The sequence below is a fragment of the Streptococcus sp. 17.1 genome (assembly GCF_016648655.1).
Classification (GTDB): Bacteria; Bacillota; Bacilli; order Lactobacillales; family Streptococcaceae; genus Streptococcus; species Streptococcus salivarius_E.
In genome coordinates this window covers 36,385-57,913 of sequence record NZ_JACLQM010000007.1, presented here as the reverse complement: position 1 = coordinate 57,913, position 21,529 = coordinate 36,385, and the positions used below count along the sequence as shown (strand labels likewise).

The 21,529-nt window shown below is 38.1% G+C and carries 28 protein-coding genes; 22 read left to right on the top strand and 6 right to left on the bottom strand.

Going from position 1 to position 21,529, the window contains the following annotated elements; translation table 11 throughout:
• The first annotated feature begins 29 nt into the window (after positions 1-29).
• The 6 genes from H7T99_RS05840 (at position 30) to H7T99_RS05815 (ending at position 5,351) form a co-directional block, all read left to right on the top strand.
• Positions 30-869, top strand: coding sequence for a DUF4300 family protein (locus H7T99_RS05840; RefSeq protein WP_037603949.1), 840 nt, complete (start codon positions 30-32; stop codon positions 867-869).
• Positions 870-917: 48 nt separating this feature from the next.
• Positions 918-1,670, top strand: a complete 753-nt coding sequence (locus H7T99_RS05835; protein WP_037603948.1) for a CPBP family intramembrane glutamic endopeptidase — start codon at positions 918-920, stop codon at positions 1,668-1,670.
• A 170-nt stretch (positions 1,671-1,840) separates the two neighbouring features.
• Positions 1,841-2,884 (top strand): FecCD family ABC transporter permease, encoded by a 1,044-nt coding sequence (locus tag H7T99_RS05830; protein ID WP_037603946.1) that lies wholly within the window; start codon positions 1,841-1,843, stop codon positions 2,882-2,884.
• Between the two features lie 4 nt (positions 2,885-2,888).
• A complete protein-coding gene (locus H7T99_RS05825) occupies positions 2,889-3,644 on the top strand; it encodes an ABC transporter ATP-binding protein (protein ID WP_037603945.1) in 756 nt (251 codons plus the stop codon).
• Positions 3,645-3,664: 20 nt separating this feature from the next.
• Positions 3,665-4,681 (top strand): ABC transporter substrate-binding protein, encoded by a 1,017-nt coding sequence (locus H7T99_RS05820; RefSeq protein WP_037603944.1) that lies wholly within the window; start codon positions 3,665-3,667, stop codon positions 4,679-4,681.
• A complete protein-coding gene (locus H7T99_RS05815; protein WP_037603943.1) occupies positions 4,662-5,351 on the top strand; it encodes an alpha/beta hydrolase-fold protein in 690 nt (229 codons plus the stop codon). Before H7T99_RS05820 ends, H7T99_RS05815 begins: the two co-directional genes overlap by 20 nt.
• A gap of 291 nt (positions 5,352-5,642) precedes the next feature.
• Here the strand turns inward: H7T99_RS05815 and H7T99_RS05810 are convergent, their stop codons facing one another.
• The 3 genes from H7T99_RS05810 to H7T99_RS05800 form a co-directional block, all read right to left on the bottom strand.
• Positions 5,643-6,524 carry a diacylglycerol/lipid kinase family protein gene (locus tag H7T99_RS05810; protein ID WP_037603942.1) on the bottom strand — a complete coding sequence of 294 codons (882 nt, stop codon included), beginning with the start codon at positions 6,522-6,524 and terminating at the stop codon, positions 5,643-5,645.
• Positions 6,525-6,627: 103 nt separating this feature from the next.
• A complete protein-coding gene (locus H7T99_RS05805; protein ID WP_037603941.1) occupies positions 6,628-7,653 on the bottom strand; it encodes a DUF389 domain-containing protein in 1,026 nt (341 codons plus the stop codon).
• 43 nt (positions 7,654-7,696) lie between these two features.
• Positions 7,697-8,068, bottom strand: coding sequence for a hypothetical protein (locus H7T99_RS05800; RefSeq protein WP_037604021.1), 372 nt, complete (start codon positions 8,066-8,068; stop codon positions 7,697-7,699).
• Between the two features lie 699 nt (positions 8,069-8,767).
• On the opposite strand from H7T99_RS05800, the gene H7T99_RS05795 reads away from it, so the two are divergent.
• The 10 genes from H7T99_RS05795 (at position 8,768) to H7T99_RS05750 (ending at position 16,476) form a co-directional block, all read left to right on the top strand.
• Positions 8,768-9,007 (top strand): GlsB/YeaQ/YmgE family stress response membrane protein, encoded by a 240-nt coding sequence (locus tag H7T99_RS05795; protein ID WP_037603940.1) that lies wholly within the window; start codon positions 8,768-8,770, stop codon positions 9,005-9,007.
• A gap of 60 nt (positions 9,008-9,067) precedes the next feature.
• A complete protein-coding gene (gene amaP / locus H7T99_RS05790; protein WP_004182832.1) occupies positions 9,068-9,634 on the top strand; it encodes an alkaline shock response membrane anchor protein AmaP in 567 nt (188 codons plus the stop codon).
• Between the two features lie 11 nt (positions 9,635-9,645).
• The gene (locus H7T99_RS05785; protein ID WP_004182830.1) at positions 9,646-9,816 is read left to right on the top strand and encodes a DUF2273 domain-containing protein; all 171 of its coding nucleotides are present in this window, start codon (positions 9,646-9,648) and stop codon (positions 9,814-9,816) included.
• Between the two features lie 14 nt (positions 9,817-9,830).
• A complete protein-coding gene (locus H7T99_RS05780; RefSeq protein ID WP_004182828.1) occupies positions 9,831-10,391 on the top strand; it encodes an Asp23/Gls24 family envelope stress response protein in 561 nt (186 codons plus the stop codon).
• Between the two features lie 72 nt (positions 10,392-10,463).
• The gene (locus tag H7T99_RS05775) at positions 10,464-10,667 is read left to right on the top strand and encodes a CsbD family protein (RefSeq protein ID WP_004182827.1); all 204 of its coding nucleotides are present in this window, start codon (positions 10,464-10,466) and stop codon (positions 10,665-10,667) included.
• Between the two features lie 233 nt (positions 10,668-10,900).
• Entirely contained in the window at positions 10,901-11,104 is a 204-nt protein-coding gene (locus H7T99_RS05770; RefSeq protein ID WP_004182825.1) for a CsbD family protein, read from the top strand.
• 565 nt (positions 11,105-11,669) lie between these two features.
• Entirely contained in the window at positions 11,670-13,010 is a 1,341-nt protein-coding gene (gene lpdA / locus H7T99_RS05765) for a dihydrolipoyl dehydrogenase (RefSeq protein WP_037603937.1), read from the top strand.
• A 104-nt stretch (positions 13,011-13,114) separates the two neighbouring features.
• Entirely contained in the window at positions 13,115-14,188 is a 1,074-nt protein-coding gene (locus H7T99_RS05760) for a thiamine pyrophosphate-dependent dehydrogenase E1 component subunit alpha (RefSeq protein ID WP_014634179.1), read from the top strand.
• A gap of 16 nt (positions 14,189-14,204) precedes the next feature.
• Positions 14,205-15,236 carry an alpha-ketoacid dehydrogenase subunit beta gene (locus tag H7T99_RS05755; RefSeq protein WP_002890539.1) on the top strand — a complete coding sequence of 344 codons (1,032 nt, stop codon included), beginning with the start codon at positions 14,205-14,207 and terminating at the stop codon, positions 15,234-15,236.
• 10 nt (positions 15,237-15,246) lie between these two features.
• Entirely contained in the window at positions 15,247-16,476 is a 1,230-nt protein-coding gene (locus tag H7T99_RS05750) for a dihydrolipoamide acetyltransferase family protein (RefSeq protein ID WP_037603935.1), read from the top strand.
• A gap of 179 nt (positions 16,477-16,655) precedes the next feature.
• On the opposite strand, the gene H7T99_RS05745 is transcribed toward H7T99_RS05750, so the two are convergent.
• A complete protein-coding gene (locus H7T99_RS05745; RefSeq protein ID WP_037603933.1) occupies positions 16,656-17,249 on the bottom strand; it encodes a class I SAM-dependent methyltransferase in 594 nt (197 codons plus the stop codon).
• Between the two features lie 155 nt (positions 17,250-17,404).
• On the opposite strand from H7T99_RS05745, the gene H7T99_RS05740 reads away from it, so the two are divergent.
• The 3 genes from H7T99_RS05740 to H7T99_RS05730 all read left to right on the top strand — a co-directional run bounded on the left by H7T99_RS05740 (position 17,405) and on the right by H7T99_RS05730 (position 19,246).
• The gene (locus H7T99_RS05740) at positions 17,405-17,986 is read left to right on the top strand and encodes a TetR/AcrR family transcriptional regulator (protein WP_037603931.1); all 582 of its coding nucleotides are present in this window, start codon (positions 17,405-17,407) and stop codon (positions 17,984-17,986) included.
• A gap of 107 nt (positions 17,987-18,093) precedes the next feature.
• Entirely contained in the window at positions 18,094-18,405 is a 312-nt protein-coding gene (locus H7T99_RS05735; protein WP_037603930.1) for a hypothetical protein, read from the top strand.
• Positions 18,406-18,496: 91 nt separating this feature from the next.
• Complete coding sequence (locus H7T99_RS05730) at positions 18,497-19,246, top strand: type II CAAX prenyl endopeptidase Rce1 family protein (protein WP_037603929.1); 750 nt, start codon at positions 18,497-18,499, stop codon at positions 19,244-19,246.
• 246 nt (positions 19,247-19,492) lie between these two features.
• On the opposite strand, the gene H7T99_RS05725 is transcribed toward H7T99_RS05730, so the two are convergent.
• Positions 19,493-19,690 (bottom strand): hypothetical protein, encoded by a 198-nt coding sequence (locus H7T99_RS05725; protein ID WP_002886034.1) that lies wholly within the window; start codon positions 19,688-19,690, stop codon positions 19,493-19,495.
• A gap of 99 nt (positions 19,691-19,789) precedes the next feature.
• Positions 19,790-20,209 carry an SP_0198 family lipoprotein gene (locus H7T99_RS05720; RefSeq protein ID WP_037603928.1) on the bottom strand — a complete coding sequence of 140 codons (420 nt, stop codon included), beginning with the start codon at positions 20,207-20,209 and terminating at the stop codon, positions 19,790-19,792.
• Positions 20,210-20,385: 176 nt separating this feature from the next.
• Between H7T99_RS05720 and H7T99_RS05715 the strand changes: the two genes are divergently transcribed.
• The 3 genes from H7T99_RS05715 to H7T99_RS05705 are packed head-to-tail and all read left to right on the top strand — an operon-like array spanning position 20,386 to position 21,527.
• On the top strand, positions 20,386-20,778 hold the full coding sequence (locus H7T99_RS05715) for a YbgA family protein (RefSeq protein ID WP_037603927.1): 393 nt from the start codon (positions 20,386-20,388) through the stop codon (positions 20,776-20,778).
• Positions 20,775-21,137 (top strand): TIGR02328 family protein, encoded by a 363-nt coding sequence (locus tag H7T99_RS05710; RefSeq protein WP_037603926.1) that lies wholly within the window; start codon positions 20,775-20,777, stop codon positions 21,135-21,137. The genes H7T99_RS05715 and H7T99_RS05710 overlap by 4 nt, the downstream gene beginning before the upstream one ends.
• Before the next feature lie 12 nt (positions 21,138-21,149).
• Complete coding sequence (locus tag H7T99_RS05705) at positions 21,150-21,527, top strand: hypothetical protein (protein ID WP_002885898.1); 378 nt, start codon at positions 21,150-21,152, stop codon at positions 21,525-21,527.
• Positions 21,528-21,529 lie beyond the last annotated feature (2 nt).

Sequence of the window (21,529 nt, the reverse complement as noted above, 5' to 3'; positions counted from 1 at the left end):
TCTGGTATAATGAAGCCAAGGAGGCGCCTATGAAACATCTAAAAAAACAGACGCTAATTCTTTTATCTATCGCTAGCCTGCTACTTGTCGGTTTAGCAGTTTTTGCACATATCCACAAAAAGGAGGAAAAACCAAGCTACTCCAACCTTAATAGCAAGGCCAGTCTTAATGAGGTGCGTTCCATTCTCTCGAAACATTTGGACGAGGAGAGTGTGGATAACTTTATCAATCTCGTCACTGATTACAATGACACCGTGGGTTCTGTTGGTCTTTCTGGGAGTTTTGCGCCATTTACCAAAACAGACTATGATGTGGAAAAAATCAGTAGCCTGTGGACAGACAAGCATGGTGACTTTATCGGTACCAACTGCCGTATCAACACCTACACGCTACTGAAAGGCAAAATCAAGATTCCTCAAGTCAAAAGTGATACTGAGCTCCTTTTCCAAGACAAGGACGCCATTGACAAGGGCAAGCTCTTTAATGCCAAGGACCAGGCAAACTTTGACATTCTTTTTTCAAGGGTCAAGACCGAAGCTACCCAAGATGTCAAGGTTCACGCCAAGCATATGGAGGATTACTACAAACAGTTCACCTTTGATGACAAGGCACGCATGCTGTCGGTTGTTGTCCACGATAATTTGGATGGTGATTCCCTTTTTGTCGGTCACGTCGGAGTCTTGGTGCCTACAACGGATGGCTACTTATTTGTTGAAAAGTTAACCTTTGAAGAGCCCTACCAAGCCATTAAATTTGCCAGCAAAAAAGATTGCTACAAGTATCTGACAACCAAGTACAAGGACTATACCGGACCAGGTCTAGCCAAACCCTTTATCATGGACAATGACAAATGGGTGGATATGGACTAGGTTATCGTGAAGCGGAAGTTTTAATAGGGAAGAAAAAGGAAGCAAGATATGAAAAGAAAACAAGCCTTGTTGCTTTATCTAGCAGGGACCCTTGGACAAATCTTACTGGTCAGTCTCCTTGTTTGGCTGCTAAGAGCAGGAGGAGTTAGGGGTGATTATGGGACTCCAATTGGCCTCTTTACCCTTATGTTAGGTGGCTTGTCATCAGCCATTTGGGGAGCAATTATTAGTATCCGCTATTATCACTCCAGTTTTAAACAGCTTGTCAGAGATTTTTTCCAAGTCAAACAAGCTCCTCTTAACTATCTCTTAGTCCTCATTTTTATAGGTTTGGATTTTTTACCACAGGTCTTTAGTGGGGAAATGATTATTCCAACTTGGTATTTCCCCATAATTTTATTTGTAAAAGCCCTCGTCTTTGGTGGAATCGAAGAAATTGGTTGGCGCCATTTTTTCCAGCCTACTTTGCAAGAAAAGTTGACCTATCTAGTGTCTACGCTGTGTACCTTTGTAGCCTGGTCACTATGGCATTTACTCTATTTTTATATTGATGGGTCTATGGCCACGGTTCATTTGCTACCATTTTTGCTAGGCTTATTAAGCAATTGTTTCATCTTATCCGCTATTTATACAAAGACCAGAAGCCTTTGGCTTTGTGTGATGACACATGCGTTGATCAATGCTTTATCGCAACTGTCATCAACTGAGGAGAACCTTGGATTATCCCTTGTGATTAAGGTGTTGATAATCCTTCTTGCCATGAGAATTGCTAGTAGCAGTATGGAGAAAGTTAAATGCTAAACCGACTTTTTCTCACTTTGTTTCAATCATTATACATCAAAAGAGCAGTACAAGTTGACTACTCTTTTTTCTATGTAATACTCAAATGACCTTGCCCATCTTTTTGAGGCATGTTATACTAAAAAGGTATTGTCAAAATTTTCTGACATTACAGGTGGAAAGGAGGTCTAATGCCTTTTAAAATAACAAAACATCTTGTTTTTTCCCGCTACCTAAGCCTGCTCTGTTTGCTTCTGCTTTTGCTAGTAGCGTCAGTTTTTATAGCAGTTTCTTTAGGGGCGGTCACTATAGATATAGGTGATACCTATGGTGTCATCCTCAGAAAATTGGGGTTTCCGATTGCCAGTCATAACATAGCCAAGCCACTTGAAGCTATTATCTGGAATATGCGAGTTCCGAGGGTTCTTCTAGGGCTAGTAGTTGGTGCAGGCCTTTCCATGTCTGGGAGTGTCATGCAGTCAACCGTCAATAATCCGATTGCCGAACCCTACATTTTAGGCATCTCGGCAGGAGCAACTTTTGGAGCAACCTTGGCCATCATTTTAGGCCTTAAAGCTGTGGTAGGTTTGGGTGCCTTTGTGGGGGCTATCCTAGCGACGGTTCTTGTCTTAATCATTGCCTCTATGCAGGGGAGAGTGACCACATCTGGCCTGATTTTATCTGGAACGGTTGTTAATGCCCTCTTTATTGCCTTTGCCAATTTTATAATCTCTATTGGAGCGACAGCAGATAGTGTCATGACCATTAAGTTTTGGACTATGGGTTCATTGACAGGAACATCTTGGTCAGATTTGCTGCTTCCAGCAGTAGTGGTTGGTTTGGCCTTTCTCTTTTTCTCAACACAGTATCGTGTTTTTAATGCCATGATGATGGGAGATGAAGCAGCTTTGACTTTAGGGATCCCACTTAAACTCTATTGGTATCTTTATATCGCCATCGTTGCGATCATAACGGCCGTCTTGGTTTCTAGTTGTGGTATTATTGGCTTTGTGGGCTTGATTACCCCTCATATTGCCAGAAGTTTAGTCGGGACTAATTATCGTAAGCTTTTTCCAGTGGCAACTCTCCTAGGTTCCTTATTTGTGGTTTGGGCAGATGTCTTGGCTAGAATCCTCGTTAAAAATGCGGAGTTACCTATCGGTATCTTTACAGCCTTGGTTGGCGCACCTTTCTTTATTTATATTGTGACTAAAAATCGTAGGAAGGTGGTTTAGACTTATGGATGTAAAGTGTAAGGATATTCATTATTCGATTGGAGAGAAAAAAATCCTAAATGGTGTCTCTCTAGAGGTTGAAGGTGGGCAATTTCAGACCATACTAGGACCAAATGGGAGTGGTAAATCAACCTTGCTCAAAACCATTTACCGCCAGTTGAAACCAGATAGCGGTCAGATTTTACTTGATGGAAAAAGCCTAGATCAGGTAAGCCTAAAGGAAACTGCAAAAGAAATGGCCGTTGTGACACAGTTTAACACCCTTCAATTTGACTGCACGGTGGAAGAAATTGTCATGCTTGGCCGAACGCCCCACCTTTCCTTTCTACAAAAAGAAACGGAGCGGGACCACTTGCTCGTCCAGGATGCCCTAGACAAGGTTGGCATGTCTGAAAAGAAGACACGCTATTATTCGTCCTTATCAGGTGGCGAAAAACAAAGAGTTATCCTAGCGCGTGCTTTGGCTCAGGAACCCAAACTCCTTTTATTGGATGAGCCTACCAACCATTTGGATATTAAGTATCAGTTGGAGATGTTGGCCTTGGTCAAGGAACTCGGCATTAATGTTCTCGCAGTTCTCCACGATATTCAATTGGCCTGTCGTTTTTCAGATTATATTTACTTAATGAAAGGGGGTGAGATTGTTGCCCAAGGTGTCCCAAGGGATGCCGTAACCCCACAATCCTTGCAGGCGGTTTATGATGTTCAGAGTCGTATTACCTGGACGGATGACCAGCAGGCAATGATTCAGTATTTATAAGCCTAGGAAAGGAAGGCCTTATGAACAAGAAAACTTTTGGTATCGCATTAATCGCTGCAGCAGTCCTCACATTGACAGCATGCAGTTCTACATATAAAAACAGCACATCATCGTCATCAGCAGCAAAAGAAACGGTGAAAAAGACTAACTCAGAAACCCAGTATCCTTTGACCGTTAAAACTTATGACGATCAAGGAACTGAGCTAGATCAAGTTTTCAAAAAGGTACCAGAAAAGGTTATCACAAACAACCTTTCATCAACGGAAATCTTGATTGAGCTTGGTTTAAAAGACAAGATTGTCGGTATGCTTAACCCTGACAATGAAGTAACCGATAAATATAAGGAAGACATTGCCTCAATCCCACATGTCGGTGATAAGAAGACCATCTCTCAAGAAGTCATCTTGGCTTACGGACCTGATGCCCTTATTGGTCGTAACATGATGTTCTCAGACAAATCAATGGGAACCATCAGCACGTGGAACAACAACGACATTCCCGTCTATACGCAAAAAGCTTCTGTTTCAACAACCAAACAAGATTTGAATAATATCATCGAAGATGTTAAAAATATTGGTGACATTTTCAACGTTCAAGACAAGGCAGACAAGTATGCAGGACAACTCCAAAAGCGTATCGACGCCGTTAAAAAGAAAAACAAGTCTTCTGACAAAGACTTGAAGAAGGCTCTGATCATGTGTGCCTACAACGATGAGACCTTTGGAACTTACAAATCTGCCCTTCAAGAAAGTATGCTTAATCAGCTTGGCTATACCAATGTTGCGACAGGAACATCAGATTTGACTCTGGAAAATCTCGTGTCTATGGAACCAGAATTGATTATCTATGTAACTAGTGACCGTAATAAGGCCATGGACAAGGATGCTACAGACAAGATGGAAAAGAACGCTGTTCTTGAAAATGTACCAGCCGTTAAAAACAAGAAAATCATGACTATTTCTTATGATGAGCTTATGGATTACGGTCCATCTGTGATTGATTCTCTTGAGAAGGTTAATGACTTTGTTAATAAATAAAGACTTTGTCTGCCATGGCATTCGAGTGACGATTGCCCTTCCTGAGTCTTATGATGCTACTAAGACTTATCCAGCTGTTTTTCTGAACGATGGACAACTGGATTATCTGGGAAAACTAGCGGATTCTGTTATCCTGATAGGCCTTGAGCCCAAGAATCGCTTGGATGATTTTACACCTTGGTATGCTCAGGCTTTGAGACCTGGAAGTCCTGATTTTGGTGGCAAGCTAGCCAGCTATCATGACCATCTATTTGGCCATATTTTAAATAGCATCCAAGAGGAGTTTAGACTGGATGACAGTCGTATGGCTTACGGAGGCTACTCGCTGGGTGGACTGGCTGCTATTTCCAGTCTTTATAGCAGTGATAAGATGCCTTTTATCTTTTCCATTTGTGGATCCTTCTGGTATCCAGATTTTGTAGATTACTGCCAATCCCATCAGCTTCTTAATAAGTCTTGCTCGGTCTATTTACGTAACGGTTTGACCGAAGGGGCTAATCATAAGAATAGACTGGCCAAGGCTCCTAGCTTTGCCAAAGAAGTACATGAATGCATCAAAAAACAGTGCTTGTCCACTTATTCAGCATTTGACCCCTACGGTCATCATGATAATCTCCAAGAAAGATATGATGCTTTTTCGGACTGGTTGATTGAAGAGTGGAAACTCTGAAATGCTGCTATTGGTGATTGAGTAGGAAAGAGAGAAGAAAAGTAGTGAAGAAGATTCCGACGATGGAATCTCTTCACTACTTTTTGTTATGCTCGAAAACTACCATCACAGTTGATGCTTCCGAAAAGTTTTTAGACATGAATCAAAAAACGCCTTAACTCCGTATATTAAAAGTAATTTACTTACCTTTGACTTATATCCTAACTTCAAAAAGGACAAGACTATTATTGTTGCTGATGCAGTAACTTATATCATTTAAAACTTTTTGTTGGAGAAGTAGAAGGAAAAAAACTATACTTTGGTGCCTGAGAATACTTCGATATGGTTCCCTAGTATTTTTATATCTACTGGAAGATTATCCGATTTGTCTCCATCAACATCTGACTCTAACTCAACCTCTGAAGAAATCCTAATATTACGCGCTTTGATATATTCGATATTATCGTTACCTACTAGATCCCCTTTTAACAAATCTGGGATAGTCGATAATTTAGAAATGATGGATGCATCTTTTAAAATCAAGATATTTCCATATCCATCTGTATTTTCATCAAATAATTTTTTGTCTGCATAGTAATTAGATAGAAGAACTAAGACCTGACTAGCTTCACCTTCATAATTGCCATTTTCACTTTCAATACGAACATTAAATACATCGTCTTCTACAACGGACTTCATCGTATTGATTGCATATGCAAAGATACCGTACTTTGTTTTATCTTCAATATCAACGTTATGAATAGCTTCTGGTAAAGATCCAACACTAAAAATATAGCCAAAATAATTTTGATTAGCTTTTCCAACATCAATGGTTTTAGTAAAATTGAAGTCAAGTTCTTCAATCGCTTGATCAATACTTTGGTTGATTTCTAATAGCTTAGTGATTAAATTACCAGTTCCACCAGGAATAATCCCAAGTTTTGGGATGTGATTTTTTTCAGCAATCCCTGAAATAACCTCATTTACAGTACCGTCTCCACCAAAAACAATTACTGCATCATATTTTTCTTTAGAGGCTTTTTCAGCAAATTGAGTTGCATCTTTGGCTTTTTGCGTAATCTTAGTTTCAACATAATCAAAATACTCTTTAGCCTTATTCTCCAAGCTCTCTTTATAATCTAATGCTGTTTCTCCTCCAGAAGTTGGATTAATAATTATCATTACTTTTTTCATTGCTATTTTCTCCTATGGACTACTAGTGACAATACTTTTCAACGGTTTCTTATGCTTATCAAATTAATATCTCACATTACTTGTTGTTATTTGGGGATTCTTTTTACTTATCCTTTTCTATTTGTTGAAGATCATCATCGTTTTTATATTGAATGATGTAGTCGACTAATTCTTTTTCAGTTAATCTATCATTTGTTAATTGTGAAACCTGAATCGAGATATTTTTCAAACCATATTCATTTTGTTTGTTAATGATACCTTGTAACTCAGCTTCTGAAAGATATTTACCTGAAATGGTTAGCTTTAGTGTATTATTTTCTTTACTATATTTCTTTTTCAAAATAGTATGGTTTTCAAATTGATCAGATAGATAATTATTGATAGACTCATTGATTAGCGTATCTCTAACTAAGGTAGTTGCAGAAGCTAAACTTGGAATAATAAGAACAAGCGAGACTAGAATTAATATTTTTCGCATTTTAGAGGCTTTACGATTATGTTTAACATAAGGATTATTAACCATCATCACATTAGTGCCAATATATGTAGCAATCATAATAAAACTGCAGTTAATGGAGAACAAATATGACGCCCCTATCATATACTCAAGATTTCCTGTGGCAATAGAATACCCCACGGTACAAACAGGTGGCATAAGAGCAGTTGCAATGGCGACACCAGGAACAATGTTATTAGCTTCTTTCTTTCGTGCTCCAATAATGCCGGCTAATCCACCGACGAATGCTATTACAACGTCCCAAATTGTGGGCGAAGTTCTAGCAATAATTTCCGTACTTGCATAAGAAATGGGCGAAATTAAAAAATAAAGTGTAGAGGCTAAGAGGCTTACTGCAACTTGAATAAAAAGAACTTTAAACGATTTTTTGAGAAGTTTTGTATCTAATATTGCTAACGCAAAACCTACTCCAAGGATAGGTGTCATCAATGGAGAAATCAACATTGCCCCTATGATTGTTGGAATAGAATTCATATTCAAACCAATAGATGCAATCAATATCGCACACAATAAAGTGGTTAAGTCACTTTTTGATAAATCTAAATCCTCATAGATTTTGTCCCTAAATTCTATTAGAGAATAAAGTTTACCATCCTTCAAAACTTTTTCCATAACAGTACTCCCTCTTTGTTACTATAGTCAACTTTTGAAGAAGTTAATCGGTATCGTTTGATCTCTTTTGTAAGGAAAGGATTTCCTGAAGAAATAACTTTTTAGCTTCGTCCTCTGATGATGTTTCTAAATCGTCAATCATTATTTTTGCAACTTCTTTACGAGAGCTTGTTCCATATTCTTCTTTCAATTCATAATCAATTCTCTCCTCAAAATTGGTATAAGGATATTGACCAAGTAGTACATTTATACGTTGATCAAATTCATAATCAATCCACCACTTCTCAAACAATTCTTTGAAAGCTTGCAAATCTATTTCAGAATCCAATAGGGTTAATGCATCCATAAAACCTGTTTTATATCCATTAATTTCTGAGCATAAACCAACGACCTCATCCTTATTAATTTTGGCCAATTCCTGACGCATTTCAAGCAAATCCTTGTCTGCAAAGAGTCGTTCAAAGCCCTCAAGTTGTTTACTAAATTCGTCTAATTTAGTGTAATCCTGACGATTCAATGTTTCTCTAATATCCATAATTATCTCCTTTTTGAATTTTAAACTCCTACTGAAAATAACACAGTATCCTGTGTATGATTTAGGTTTTTTATTGGATGATACTTCATAAAGAAAAAGTGTGTAAGGGTTTACATATTTCAATTATACATTTTATTTCCACTTTCGTCACTCTCACTTCTTAGGGAGTTTTTTTAACGTTTTAATTGGCTAAAAATCTTATGGTCATACCAACATAATCAAATGTTTTATTGATGAATCATTCAATTATCAGAATGGTCTGATAGTAATAACCATGTATGTAGAGTATTTACAAAACTGTTCAAAAAACTACAAGAATCATAACATAAACATACTTGCAAATCTATGCAATCGTTTGCAAAACAATTGACAATTTTCATTCTATTTTTTTGTAAGCGCAAACATTTTTATTGACTTATCAATTTGATTAACTTATACTGTTATTAACAGGTATATACTAACATTAATCTTATGATTGTTAAGATTAATATAAAAAATGTTTTAGCTAAAATGTAACTCTTTAGATTGTTTGATTTCCAAACAACCTAACTTTCCTCAATTTAGAAAGGGGGAGACATTATGCTTTGGGCTATTATCGTAGGAGGCTTTATCGGTCTTATTGCAGGTGTAATCACTAAAAAGGGAGGCTCCATGGGAATAATCGCTAATATCTTTGCAGGTTTAGTCGGTTCATCTGTTGGACAATCACTTTTCGGTGCATGGGGACCTAGTCTAGCTGGAATGGCATTAGTTCCATCAATCTTAGGAGCAGTCATTGTTGTTGCAGTAGTATCATTTTTCCTAGGGAAAAAAGAATGAACTTGAATCTTTTGACAGGAATATATTAAAGTTCAAATTCTGTTGATGAAAGGATTCAATATGTCAAAAACCAAAAAAATACTTTACCTTATTTTATGTATTTTAATCTTGACAATTTTGATTCCTATTTTGCTAGATTATCATAAAGTCAGTGGCTTAGGACTTCATTTAGTTGATTGGAAACAAATTTCCTTTTTAGACTTTTATCTTTCAAGATATATTTTCTGGGGTGCTCTAGTACTTTCAGCTGTAGTGTTGTTTCTAATGCTTGTTATACTCTTTTATCCTAAACAATATTTAGAGATTCAATTACCTGATGTCGATGGTGAACTAAAATTAAAAAATTCAGCTATTGAAGGATTTGTTCGTTGTGTGGTTGCTAATCACAATTTTATAAAGGATCCTACTATTAAGGTAAACAGTCGTAAGAATAAATGTTTAGTTCACGTAGAAGGACAAATGCTTCCATCAGACAACATTATTAAACGAACTCAAATAATTAAAGATGAGATTGCTGATGGATTGACACAGTTTTTTGGAATGAATCATCGTGTAAAACTGTATATTTCTGTAAAAGAATACAAGCCAAAACCACCACGTAAAAAAACTGTTAGTCGTGTAAAGTAAGGAAGTAAAAAATGGAATGGTTTAAAAAATACCAATATCCATTTCTTTCCGGATTAGCGGGTGCTATCTTAGCTTGCTTCATCCTATCCTATGGTTTTTTTAAGACTTTGTTTGTCTTGATTTGCGCCATTCTAGGAGTTGGAATTGGATATTATATTCAACAAAAACAATTATTTAAATAGTAAAGGAGATTCATATGTCAAAAGTAGAAAAAAAAGTAGAAGAAGTAAAAGGCGAATTGACCTACGAAGATAAAGTCATTCAAAAAATTATTGGTCTTTCTTTAGAAAATATTCCAGGTTTGCTGGCTATTGATGGAGGCTTTTTCTCAAACCTAGCTGAAAAACTTGTCAATACTGATAACGTTGCAAGCGGAGTCAATGTTGAAGTTGGTAAAGAGCAAGTTGCTGTTGATTTGAACGTAATTGTCGAATATCAAAAGAATGTTCCTGAACTATACAAGAAAATCAAAGAGGTTGTTGTTTCAGAAATTTCTAAGATGACTGATTTGGAAGTGGTTGAAGTTAATGTAGATGTTGTTGATATCAAGACTAAAGAGCAACATGAAGCAGACTCAGTAAGCCTACAAGATCGAGTAACTGGAGTTGTTGAATCAACAAGTGAATTTACTTCCGATAAGTTTGAAAGCGCAAAACAGGGATTGAGTGATGGCTTCTCGGCTGCAAAGGAAAAAGTTAGTGAAGGCGTTGAAGCTGTCTCAGAAGCGACTGCTAAATCAGAACCAAGAGTTCACTAAATTCTTTTATGCCTAAAAAAGTTTAAAAACGTTCATTTTCAATAATCTAATTTTCCAATGGAGGGTAACACTATGTCAGTAGAAGAAAAACTTAACCAAGCTAAAGGCGCTATTAAAGAAGGTGTCGGAAAAGTAACTGGTGATGAAAAAACTGAAAAAGAAGGAGCTGCTGAAAAAGTAGTTTCAAAAGTTAAAGAAGTTGCCGAAGATGCCAAAGATGCTGTTGAAGGAGCAATCGAAGGCGTTAAAAATATGGTTAAAAAGGACGATAAATAGTTCTAAGATTAATTGATTTTTCACACAAAGTCTTAAAAACTACTGTATGAAAAAGATAGGGATGTCATATCCTACTCCTAATAACTCATTTATACTGATTACATTCAATTTATCTACAAATCAATATCTTTAAAAGATTACTCAAGTGGAAAATCAATCCTCTTTTGAACAATCTAAGTTCTTTACATATTCCTTTCAATATTTAAAACAATTCATTAATGTAGGTTGACACTATGTCAGTAGAAGAAAAACTTAACCAAGCTAAAGGCGCTATTAAAGAAGGTTTCGGAAAAGTAACTGGTGATAAAAAAACAGAAAAAGAGGGTGCTGCTGAAAAAGCAGTCTCAAAAGTGAAAGAAGTTGCCGAAGATGCCAAAGATGCTGTTGAAGGAGCTATCGAAGGTGTGAAAAATATGATTAAAAAGGACGATAAATAGTTCTAAAATCGATTGATTTTTCACTTAAAACATGGAAATTGCTCTACAAGAAATTTAAGGTTGTTTTACTCCTAACTACTCACTTTTAAAACAACACCAAAAACTATGACAAATCCTTAACATTACGATATTACTCAGGTGAAAAATCAGTTTTCTTTAGATTAATTAAAATTCCTTTTTAATTCTATATACATATTCTTTCTCATACATAGTAAAAGCACTCTAATTTCTATAGTTTTATCCAAGCTATAGACGCTAGAGTGTTTTTTATAACATTTTGAAGAATTATTTAATGATTGGGGAGATTTGTATTTATCTAGTGTATATAAAAATCAGCAAAGTATAAGTGCTGACGTCATCCCGAATAGGGAATGGCAAACGTTTGCATTACTTGTGAATATTTTCACTACAAAAACATCACATTTTCAGTGAATTACTTGATTTTCATAAGTATTAGTTTTATAAATAAAGTATAGAAAACGCTTTCAAAAACATCTCCGAGTTTTTGTCCTACTTGAAGTGGTTCGGCTAACAGCCGACTTCCATTCTAGAAAGGAGTATTGTTTTGAGTCAATGTGATATTCTCATTATAGGGGCAGGTCCTGGTGGTTATGTTGCTGCTGAAGAAGCTGCTCGTTTAGGTAAAAAGGTAACTGTCATTGAGAAAAACTCCATAGGTGGCACTTGTTTGAACGTTGGCTGTATCCCATCCAAAGCCTATCTTGAACATGCTCATTGGCTATTAGCTGCTAAAGAAGCCTCTCAGTATGGAGTAACAGTTTTAAATGATAATCTTGATTTTCAAAAACTTGTTGCTCGCAAAGATCAAGTCGTAGCAACACTACAGTCTGGTATTCAATCAAGTTTTAAACAATTAGGGATCACCTATATTGAAGGTGAGGCAGCTTATATTTCTGATAAAACCTTCCAAGTTAATGGTGAAAGAGTCTCAGGTAAGTCTGTTATTTTGGCGACAGGGAGTCATCCATTTATTCCTCCTATTCCTGGTATTAACGATGTTGACTACTTGACAACAGATAACTTTTTCAACTTAAAGGAACTTCCTCAACGTTTGGTTATCATTGGTGGAGGTATTATTTCCGTTGAGTTAGCTTTTGCCATGGCTCCACTTGGTGTGGATGTGACAGTGATAGAGGTTGCACCAACAATTTTAGCAACTGAAGATGACGAAGCACGTTCCATTATTAGAGAAAAGATGGAACAACTTGGAATTACCATTCTGGAGGGAGTTAGCATAGATAGGGTTAGAGAAAATGCTGTAATTTTAGCAGATGGTAAGTCCTACTCTTATGATAACTTACTTGTAGCAACAGGGCGTAAGCCAAATATTGAGTTAGCCCAAATGATGGGCTTGGAGCTGACCGAAAAAGGCTTTATTAAGGTAGATAGTTATTACGAGTCATCTCAATCAGGTGTTTATGCGATTGGGGATTTGATTCCTGGATATATGTTAGCTCATGTTGCTAGTAGCGAGGGAATCAAAGCTGTTCGAGCCATTTGTCGTCAGGCTGAGGAACCGGTTGATAATTCAAGTGTTCCACGGTCGCTCTTTACAACGCCAGAGATTGCTTCCTTTGGCTTGTCAGAAGAGGAGGCGGTACAACAAGGATATGATATATCAGTTGGTCAACTTCCTTATGTTTATAATGGTCGAGCCATTGCGTCTAATTCAGCAAAGGGTTTTGTTAAAATTGTCTCCGAAAAACGCTATCACCTACTATTAGGTGCCGTTATCGTTGGTCCACATGCAACTGATATTCTACAATCCTTGATTGTCTTGAAAGATGCTGAAGGAACACTTGATCAGCTTGATAAGACAATTTTTGCACATCCAACAATTTCTGAGTTGGTTCAGGAAGTTGCAAGACTGATTTTAAGGTCCTAAGGTCGATGGATAGGTTTAGCACAGCCATTCTCATTTTTTCAAATCTATATATCTGTCAATAATATTTGTTTTTTATAAAGCTCTCTATAGAAGGAGGAAACAATATGACACATTATCAAGAATTGCCACAAGCCCTAATGAAAGAAAAACATCAGGGACAAACCTTAACCAAGGAAGAAGTTAAGGTTCAAACTGCCCATGATCTTGGTGTGGAAAATGTTTCAAAAGAAGAGGCTAAATCCATGTATAAGACTATGTGGGATATTCGAAATTTTGAAGAAAATGCACGACATTTCTTTTCAATCGGTCAAATTCCAGGATTTGTTCACCTTTACTCAGGTGAGGAAGCTATTGCGACTGGGGTATGTGCTAACTTGACTGATAAAGACTACATTACTAGCACACATCGAGGACATGGACACTGTGTGGCTAAAGGTGGAGACCTTAAAAAAATGATGGCTGAAATCTTTGGTAAGTCTACTGGGCTTGGTAAAGGTAAAGGTGGCTCTATGCATATCGCTGACTTGGATAAAGGAATCCTTGGTGCTAATGGTATGGTAGGCGGAGGCTTTGGTCTTGCGACTGGGGCTGCTATGCGCAACAAATATCTAAAGACTGATGATGTTGCTGTATGTTTCTTTGGTGATGGTGCTGCCAATGAAGGTAATTTTCATGAGTGCTTAAACATGGCCTCTATTTGGAATCTACCTGTAGTATTTGTAAATGAAAACAACCTTTTTGCAGAATCAACACCACAATGGTATTCATCAGGTTCTCCAACAATTGCTGAACGTGCACAAGCTTACAATATGCCTGGAGTTCGTGTTAATGGTAAGGACTTATTTGCTGTTTATCAAGTGGCTAAAGAGGCCATTGAACGTGCGCGTCGTGGAGATGGTCCAACGTTAATTGAAGCTATTACTTATCGTAACCATGGCCATTTCGAAGGAGATGAGCAAAAATACAAAGCACCAGATGGAATCGAAAAAGAATGGGCAGATGTGGATGCCTTGGAAGTATTTCGTGACCTGGTAACTGAAAAGGGTATCCTTAGCCAAGATGAATTGGATGAGATTGTTGCCCAATCACAAAAAGATGTTGAAGATGCAATCCACTTTGCTCAAGAGAGCCCAATTCCAAAAGAAGAAGCTCTCTATGAAGACGTATTTGCAGACTGATTGAGGAGGATTCATAATGACTAGAGAAACATTATTTATGAAAGCCATCAATGAAGGGCTCGATCAAGCCATGGAAAGAGACGAGCGAGTTGTTCTCCTAGGAGAGGATATCTCAGGTGGTGTTAATGTTGAACACTTAGAAAATAATAACGAGGATGCCTGGGGCGGTGTCATGGGTATCACACGAGGATTGATGCCGAAATATGGCAGGGAACGTGTTATTGATACTCCGATTTCTGAGCACGGCTATTTATCAGCTTCGGTTGGGATGGCGCTTACGGGACTAAGGCCTGTACCAGAGTTGATGTTTAATGATTTTATTGGATTCTGTTTTGATGCCCTATTAGGACAGGCTTCTAAGATGCGTTACATGTTTGGAGGAAAAGCTAAAGTTCCCATGGTTGTGCGTACTATGCACGGGGCAGGTGCTTCAGCTGCTGCGCAACACTCTGGATCCTATTACGGTTTATTTGGATCGATCCCTGGTATTAAGGTGGTCGTTCCTGCTACTCCTTATGATGCCAAAGGATTACTCCTAGCATCAATAGAGGATGATAATGTAGTTATCTTTTCTGAAGACAAGACTTTATATGGATTAAAAGGGGAAGTGCCAGAAGAATACTATACTGTACCAATTGGTAAGGCTGCCGTTCGTAGAGAAGGTAAGGATTTAACAATTGTGACAATTGGTAAGATGTTGTATGTAGCCTATGAGGTCGCCGACCGCTTGGCAAAAGACAACATTTCTGTAGAAGTGATTGATCTTCGTACAGTTGCTCCATGGGATGAAGAAACAGTGTTAAATTCCGTGAAGAAAACTGGTCGTTTAATTATTGTGGATGAGGCCAACCCACATAACAATACTGCAACTGATATTGCATCTGTAGTTTCAGATAAAGCATTTGATTATCTTGATGGACCAGTGAAATGTGTTTGTGCACCAAATACTCCTGTTCCATTTGCGACAAACTTAGAACAAGCCTATATCCCGGATGCGGATAAGGTTTTGAAAGTAGCTGATGAATTGATTCAGGACTTGAAAGGATAGGAGGGCGCTTATGGCAACAGAAATTTTAATGCCCAAGCTCGGCCTAACCATGACTGAAGGACTCATTCAAAAGTGGTTGGTCCAAGTTGGTGATACAGTAACAAGTGGTCAGCCTTTATTGGAAATTAGTTCTGAAAAATTGACTAGTGAAGTCGAATCCCCTGCTTCTGGGGTTGTTCTAGACATTGTGCATGATGAAGGTGCTACAGTTAAATGTAAGGAAGTCGTTGGATGGGTTGGTCAGGAAGGAGAGGATGTAGGAACCCAAGAGGCTCCTGCACAAGAGGAAGCTCCAACTGAAGTCGCTAAAGATTCAACACCGTCTAGTCCTAAATCTACTACAGCACCTATAGCTCGTACTGGTGGGGAACGAATTTTCATTACACCGGTGGCTCGTAAGATGGCTGCTGAGAAAGGCTATGATATCTCCCTTATTAAAGGGACAGGTGGAAATGGTCGTATTACAAGACGTGATGTAGAAGCTTACCAACCAAGTCTTGTTGTTGATAAGGTCGTTGAACCTCTAACACAAGCTATGGCCACAGGACAATACGGTGAGGGACTCGAAGGCATGCGTAAGATTATTGCCGAACGTATGATGAACAGTCTTCATTCTTCTGCTCAAGTGACACTCCATCGTAAGGCTGATTTAACTGAGCTTTTGAAATTCCGTAAAGAACTTAAGGCCAAGGTACATACTCCACTTGAAAATGGTGAACTAGGTATCACAACTCTATTAACTAAAGCAGTAACCAAAGCTTTGAGAGATTTTCCAGCTTTGAATGCTTGGTATGGTGGCGGAATTCATAAGATTCACGAACGCATTCATATTGGTATGGCAACAGCTTTGGATGATGGTTTGGTTGTTCCTGTGATTCAAGACGCAGATCGTATGACTTTAGCAGATCTTGGTCAAAGCATTAAGACTTTGGCTAATCAAGCTCGAAAAGGTACACTTGCATCTGACCTATATAGTGGTTCTACTTTCTCAATTACGAACCTAGGGGGGCCAGGTGTAGAATACTTCACACCAATCCTTAATTCCCCAGAGGTGGCAATCCTTGGTGTAGGAGCAACTCAACAAGCTTTAGCATTTAATGAGGAGGGAGAGGTTGTTCAAAAAGACTATCTTCCATTGAGTCTGAGCTTCGACCATCAAGTCATCGATGGCCTTCCAGCTGCTGAATTTTTAGCAAGAGTTGTTTCTTATCTTGAAGATCCTTATCTCCTTATCTTCTAACAGAAGTATCCATTTGTAAGATGCAATTGTGGACGAATAGGACTTACTAGAGGTATAAAAGTAAAGTAATTGTTGATGTTCCGCAACCTAGTATGAAGAGAAGACTAAATTAGTCTTCTCTTTGTGTTTTGCTAGGGTTGAGACATTAGATTTGATTAAGGAGTTTTTTATTAAATTTCCTAATCACTCTTAGTGACAACATACACAACCCATTTGTAATTTTGCTTTTCTTCAATCTTTGAAAAGCCAATGCTTGTTAACAACTGCATCAATTCATGGCTTGTCCCATAATCTGTCATATGATATTTTATTTTTTCTTTTTCGGAAGCAATAATCAAAGTGGAAGGATTGGACATGACTCTATAGATTTCCTGAAAACTCTGTTTTAAATCCTCCCAGAAAATATGTGTCTGGATGGCAAATACCAAATCAAAATCATTATTTTGGTAGGGAAGGTTTGCTACATTACCAATCCTCAGCTTAACACTTCCGTTTTCTATAGCATCTGAATGAATTCGTCTAGCAGTTTGATAAGACTCCTTAGATATATCAATACCATGAATGTCAAGATTTTTATCTAACTCAAGAAGGTTCTTAATAGTGCTGCCTCCGCCATAGCCGATTTCTAAAATCCGACTATTGTTGGGGATAGTGGTTTGTTTGATTGCCCAAAGGCTGAGTTCCTTGAAATAGGACGACCAGATGTTGGTAATCAATCGACCGACAAGACCACTCGGTTCTCTAGATTGCTTTATAAGATATTGAATGAGCATGTTCCCTCCCATTTTTGAAAATAAAATTTGAAATATACATGATTAAAATTCAAACTTTATTATAGAGAAAGCTAGTAAGAATAGCAAGAAAAAATGAAATATATGCTCATTAATTTCAAACTTATGCTACAATTGGTAGTAACAGAGGTGTTCACATGAATCAATATCAAAAGACGACTGAGAAAAAGAAGCAAGCGATTATTCAAGCAGCCTTACAATTATTTAAAGAAAAAGGTTTTAAGGAAACGAGTATAAAATCTATTGCAGAGGTAGCAGAAGTATCACCAGTTTCTATCTACAATTATTTCGGGGGCAAAGATAATTTGGTAGCTCTCTGTGTTAATGACTTGTTTGAAGAAGTCACACAGCAAGCTGAGGACATTTTAAATAGTAATCTAGATTTTAAAACAAAATTAAACCAGGCTTTTTCCCTATGTCAGGAGAAAATGAGTCGGCAAATCTCGGACTATTTTCAAGATAAAATGGTGAAAGAACCTACTTTTTCAACTCTCTTAGCGAAAGCGATCACTGCAAAAAAACGTGATATCTATCGTGCTTATATTGAGCTAGGAAAAGAAGAGGGGGCTATTGCTGAAGACCTATCGACAGAGCTTATCTTAAATGTCATGGATGCTCTTAATAGTATGGGAAATCAGTTAGACAACAGTGACAATTTAGAGACAGAGGTTGAGCAAATTCATCAGATTTTTTTGTATGGTATTTTTGGAAAAAATTGAGCCTATCTTTTATGGTATTTTATGACTTGCCTCATTCATCTTAATCAGTTGTATATTCTCATACAAGGGTGTAAAATCTACTATACAAAGATAAAGAGGAGCAAGGTATGGAATTAAAAGATTTTACAGAACAAGAACAAAAGCAAATCGAAAAAGGTTTGAGTACAGCTGAGATTTCTGACAAGGAAGCGGCTAAGAAGTTGCTCGCTCTCGTACCTCAAGAATGGATTAAACGCATTCCTTTTTTTGTCAGAGGCCATGCGACGACCAAGACGGTGGAGCGTGTGGCTAAGCAATATCCTGCACTCTACGCAGTAGCCAAACGCCAAGGGGACCTTCCTGAAAAAGAAGGCCAAGAGTTGCGAAAAATCATGACAGGCATCTTTGAAGAAAAAATGAATAAACACAAGATTAAGTAAGATTTATAAAGATCGTGAACAATACCATCTTTGAGTCGATGCGGATTAAGGTGCGATCTATCTGATTTATTATCCTGTTTACGGAGGAAAAATGAGCAAATTTATTTCAAAACAATCAGTCGCTATCTGGTATGCACTGACTGCCCTCCTTGCTACCTTTCTAGTTGGGCAAGTTATCCTTTGGTTTTTCCCAGATAGGAGTAGTATGGGGGCTTCACTGCTGTTTATCCTAATGAACTGTATTCCCCTGATTATGGCGGCTGTCTTTTCTCTTGTGTTGAGGGAAGTTAAATCCTTGGGGGAATTTTTCAAAAAGGTCTTTCTTCAAAAAGAAAGTCCCCTGTCCTGGATCCTAGCTATCTTCATTCCAGTCATCTATTATGGGATTTCAATCCTGCTCATGAATGTTCGCTTTACTGGGAACTCCCTCTTGGCCTTCTTCCTATATTTCCCCTGGACCTTTTTATATGGCGGTCTGGAAGAAGTCGGTTGGCGTTGGTTTTTACAAGAACATCTTTACTTTAGTAAGCACTTTATAACTAAAATGATGGTTCTTTCCATTGTTTGGTTCCTCTGGCATATCCCTATCTATCAACTCCCTTGGATTACAGCAGGCTCGTCCAACTATCTCATCTTTTACCTGATGATTTTAGGTAATAGCTTTCTTTTGGGAGCTCTTAAAGAGTACTCGAAAGGAGCTGTTCCTTGTATCCTTGCCCATATGCTAATTGATAGTCTGGCTGTTCTCATGCTGGTTCAGAGTTCACTCACTCAGATTGTCCTTCTTGTTATTTTCGAAATTCTAGTAGCCTTTTGGCTGGTGGCCATGAGAAAATCATAGAAATAGACTTCAAGCTCTCACCTGATTTAGGTGAGAGCTTTTCTTTCCTATCTGTTGACATAATGATATAGTGTCATTTTTAGGAGGTGACTCGTTTGGCTTCATCATCTAAAGACTAAAAAAGAAGGCCAAGAGTTGCGTGAAATCATGACAGCCATCTTTGAAGAAAAAATGAACAAACACAAGATTAAGTAATGTTGTATGAAAAGAGGTATAAGTCCGCAAACTTACACCTCTTTCTTATCTTTACTTCTTATTTGATTTGGATAGGCTGATGGCAACCATTGTCGCACACAGGAAAAATGCAGCTAGTAACCCTTTTGTAGTAGTCGTCATGAAAGGTTTATCAAAGACATAATAGTTATAGACAGCAAATCCCAGTCCAATAAGAGTTACAATAATCGACACAACAAATAGCGTCACCCATAATCTTCTTTGAGTCATCGTCAACCTCCTCTTTGTATCCGTTTTCTTTCTGCCTATAGTATAACATAAAAAACCTTAGCTAAATTCCATAGAGCGGTTCGGCTAAGGTTTTTCATTTTATTTCGTCAAGATAACCGTATCATTTGGATCGTGGTCATCATCTTCAATAGTCAGTTGATTACCATCGAGTTTATAGTGTTTGGTGTCGTCACCGATTGTTAGACTTTGATTGTCAGAGTTAACTGTCACAGGCTTGCTTTCCTTCTCGCCATCTGCCTCGTCCTCTTCCCAAGTTCCAGTATTTCCAGAGATGGTAAGAGTAATGTGATCATTTTCGTCAGTCCCTTTATAGGTGCCATCTAGCCCTTCAGTTTGTTTAGAGGCTTCAGAGCTTTGTGAAGATGAAACCTTACTTGAACTTTGTTGGGTGCTAGAAGAGCTTTCAGGTGTTTGAGCTTTCTGGTTTGAGCAGGCTGCTAAAAGACCAAGAACTGCCATAGAGGCAAGAGAAAGTGTGAGTTTTTTGGACAATGTCATAGGCTTGTCTCCTTTCTTTGACACCTTAAGTATAGCAAACGCTTACAGGCAAACCAAGCAAAAAACTTTTTTTGAAAATGCTTGAAAATCACTCTTTCGGATTCTTAAAAGCATAATCTATTATCCCTATTTAAACTATGCTATACTGATAAAAAAGCAATCAAGGAAGGTTCCTAATGACAACTACCAATCCACGTCGCCAGTGCGAGCGACTTTGGGCAGCCAATAAGTATCTGGTGCTCAGCCATTCAAACAAGATTTACTTGGAAATCCGTAACTATCTCAAGAATGAAGAGGTTAGTTTGGATCAGGTTCAAGCCTATATTGATCAAGCACTTGACCTTCCTGAAAATCCTGGTCAGGTCGTCAATGCCTTCCAACATATCTGGGGATATTTTAAGAAAAAGGCGACTGCCAGCGAAAAGGAAATGTTTATGGCCCAACTAGATAGCTATGCAGCAGGTCAAATTCCTCAGCATGGTTTGGTGGAATCCGTCAAAGAGCTCCTCAGCAAGTATCCTAATCGTTATCTGGAGGAGTCAACCTTAATTAATGGGGGGTCAAAATGAGACTGTGGCATCAAGACTTGATTGCAAAACTACCCCGTCAGCAATTATTAGGACAACACCGAGAATGTTGTGCCCTTCGTGGCAAGGGATGGCAACGCAAACACGCTACGGTTAACTATGTTTTTGACTATTCTCCATATCGCCTGTTTAAATACCATGAACTTATTATGCAAGAAATGACGAAACGTGGCTATCGTGTCAGCCCTGAGTGGTTAGACAAGGAGTATCGAGGTAAGCAGATGCCAGCCTACGACAAGCTTGAAGCGGAGACATTACCAGCCATCATTTATCCTGAGCATGATACCGCCTATTTACAGGAATGTCTGGACAATCTCAAGCAAAAAGGAATCATCATCTAAAGGAGGAAAACGATGCATTTATTTAAGTGGCTAGCACCTAAAAAGAAAGTAGAAGAAGGCCTTGTCATGCGTATATCGACAGCGGATCAGGTGGACTATGCGACGATTACAGCCCCAAGTGACAGTGATATCTGGGATGCCTTGGTGCAACTCCCAGCATCCTACGATAGTCTCTATCTTACCTATGGCGATAAAAAGTCAACGAGCTTTATCTTCGTTGAGTACGAGGATGACCAGTATCGTTTGGAACACGACACACCTGAGCTAGGGTTAGAATTGACCAATGTCGCGCGTGTATCCCAACAAGTTGCCAGAGATATCCTTATTCGCTTTTCAAAAGAGCACACAGTGATTTTGGACGACCATTGGAAACAAGAGAAAGTCAGGTAGTC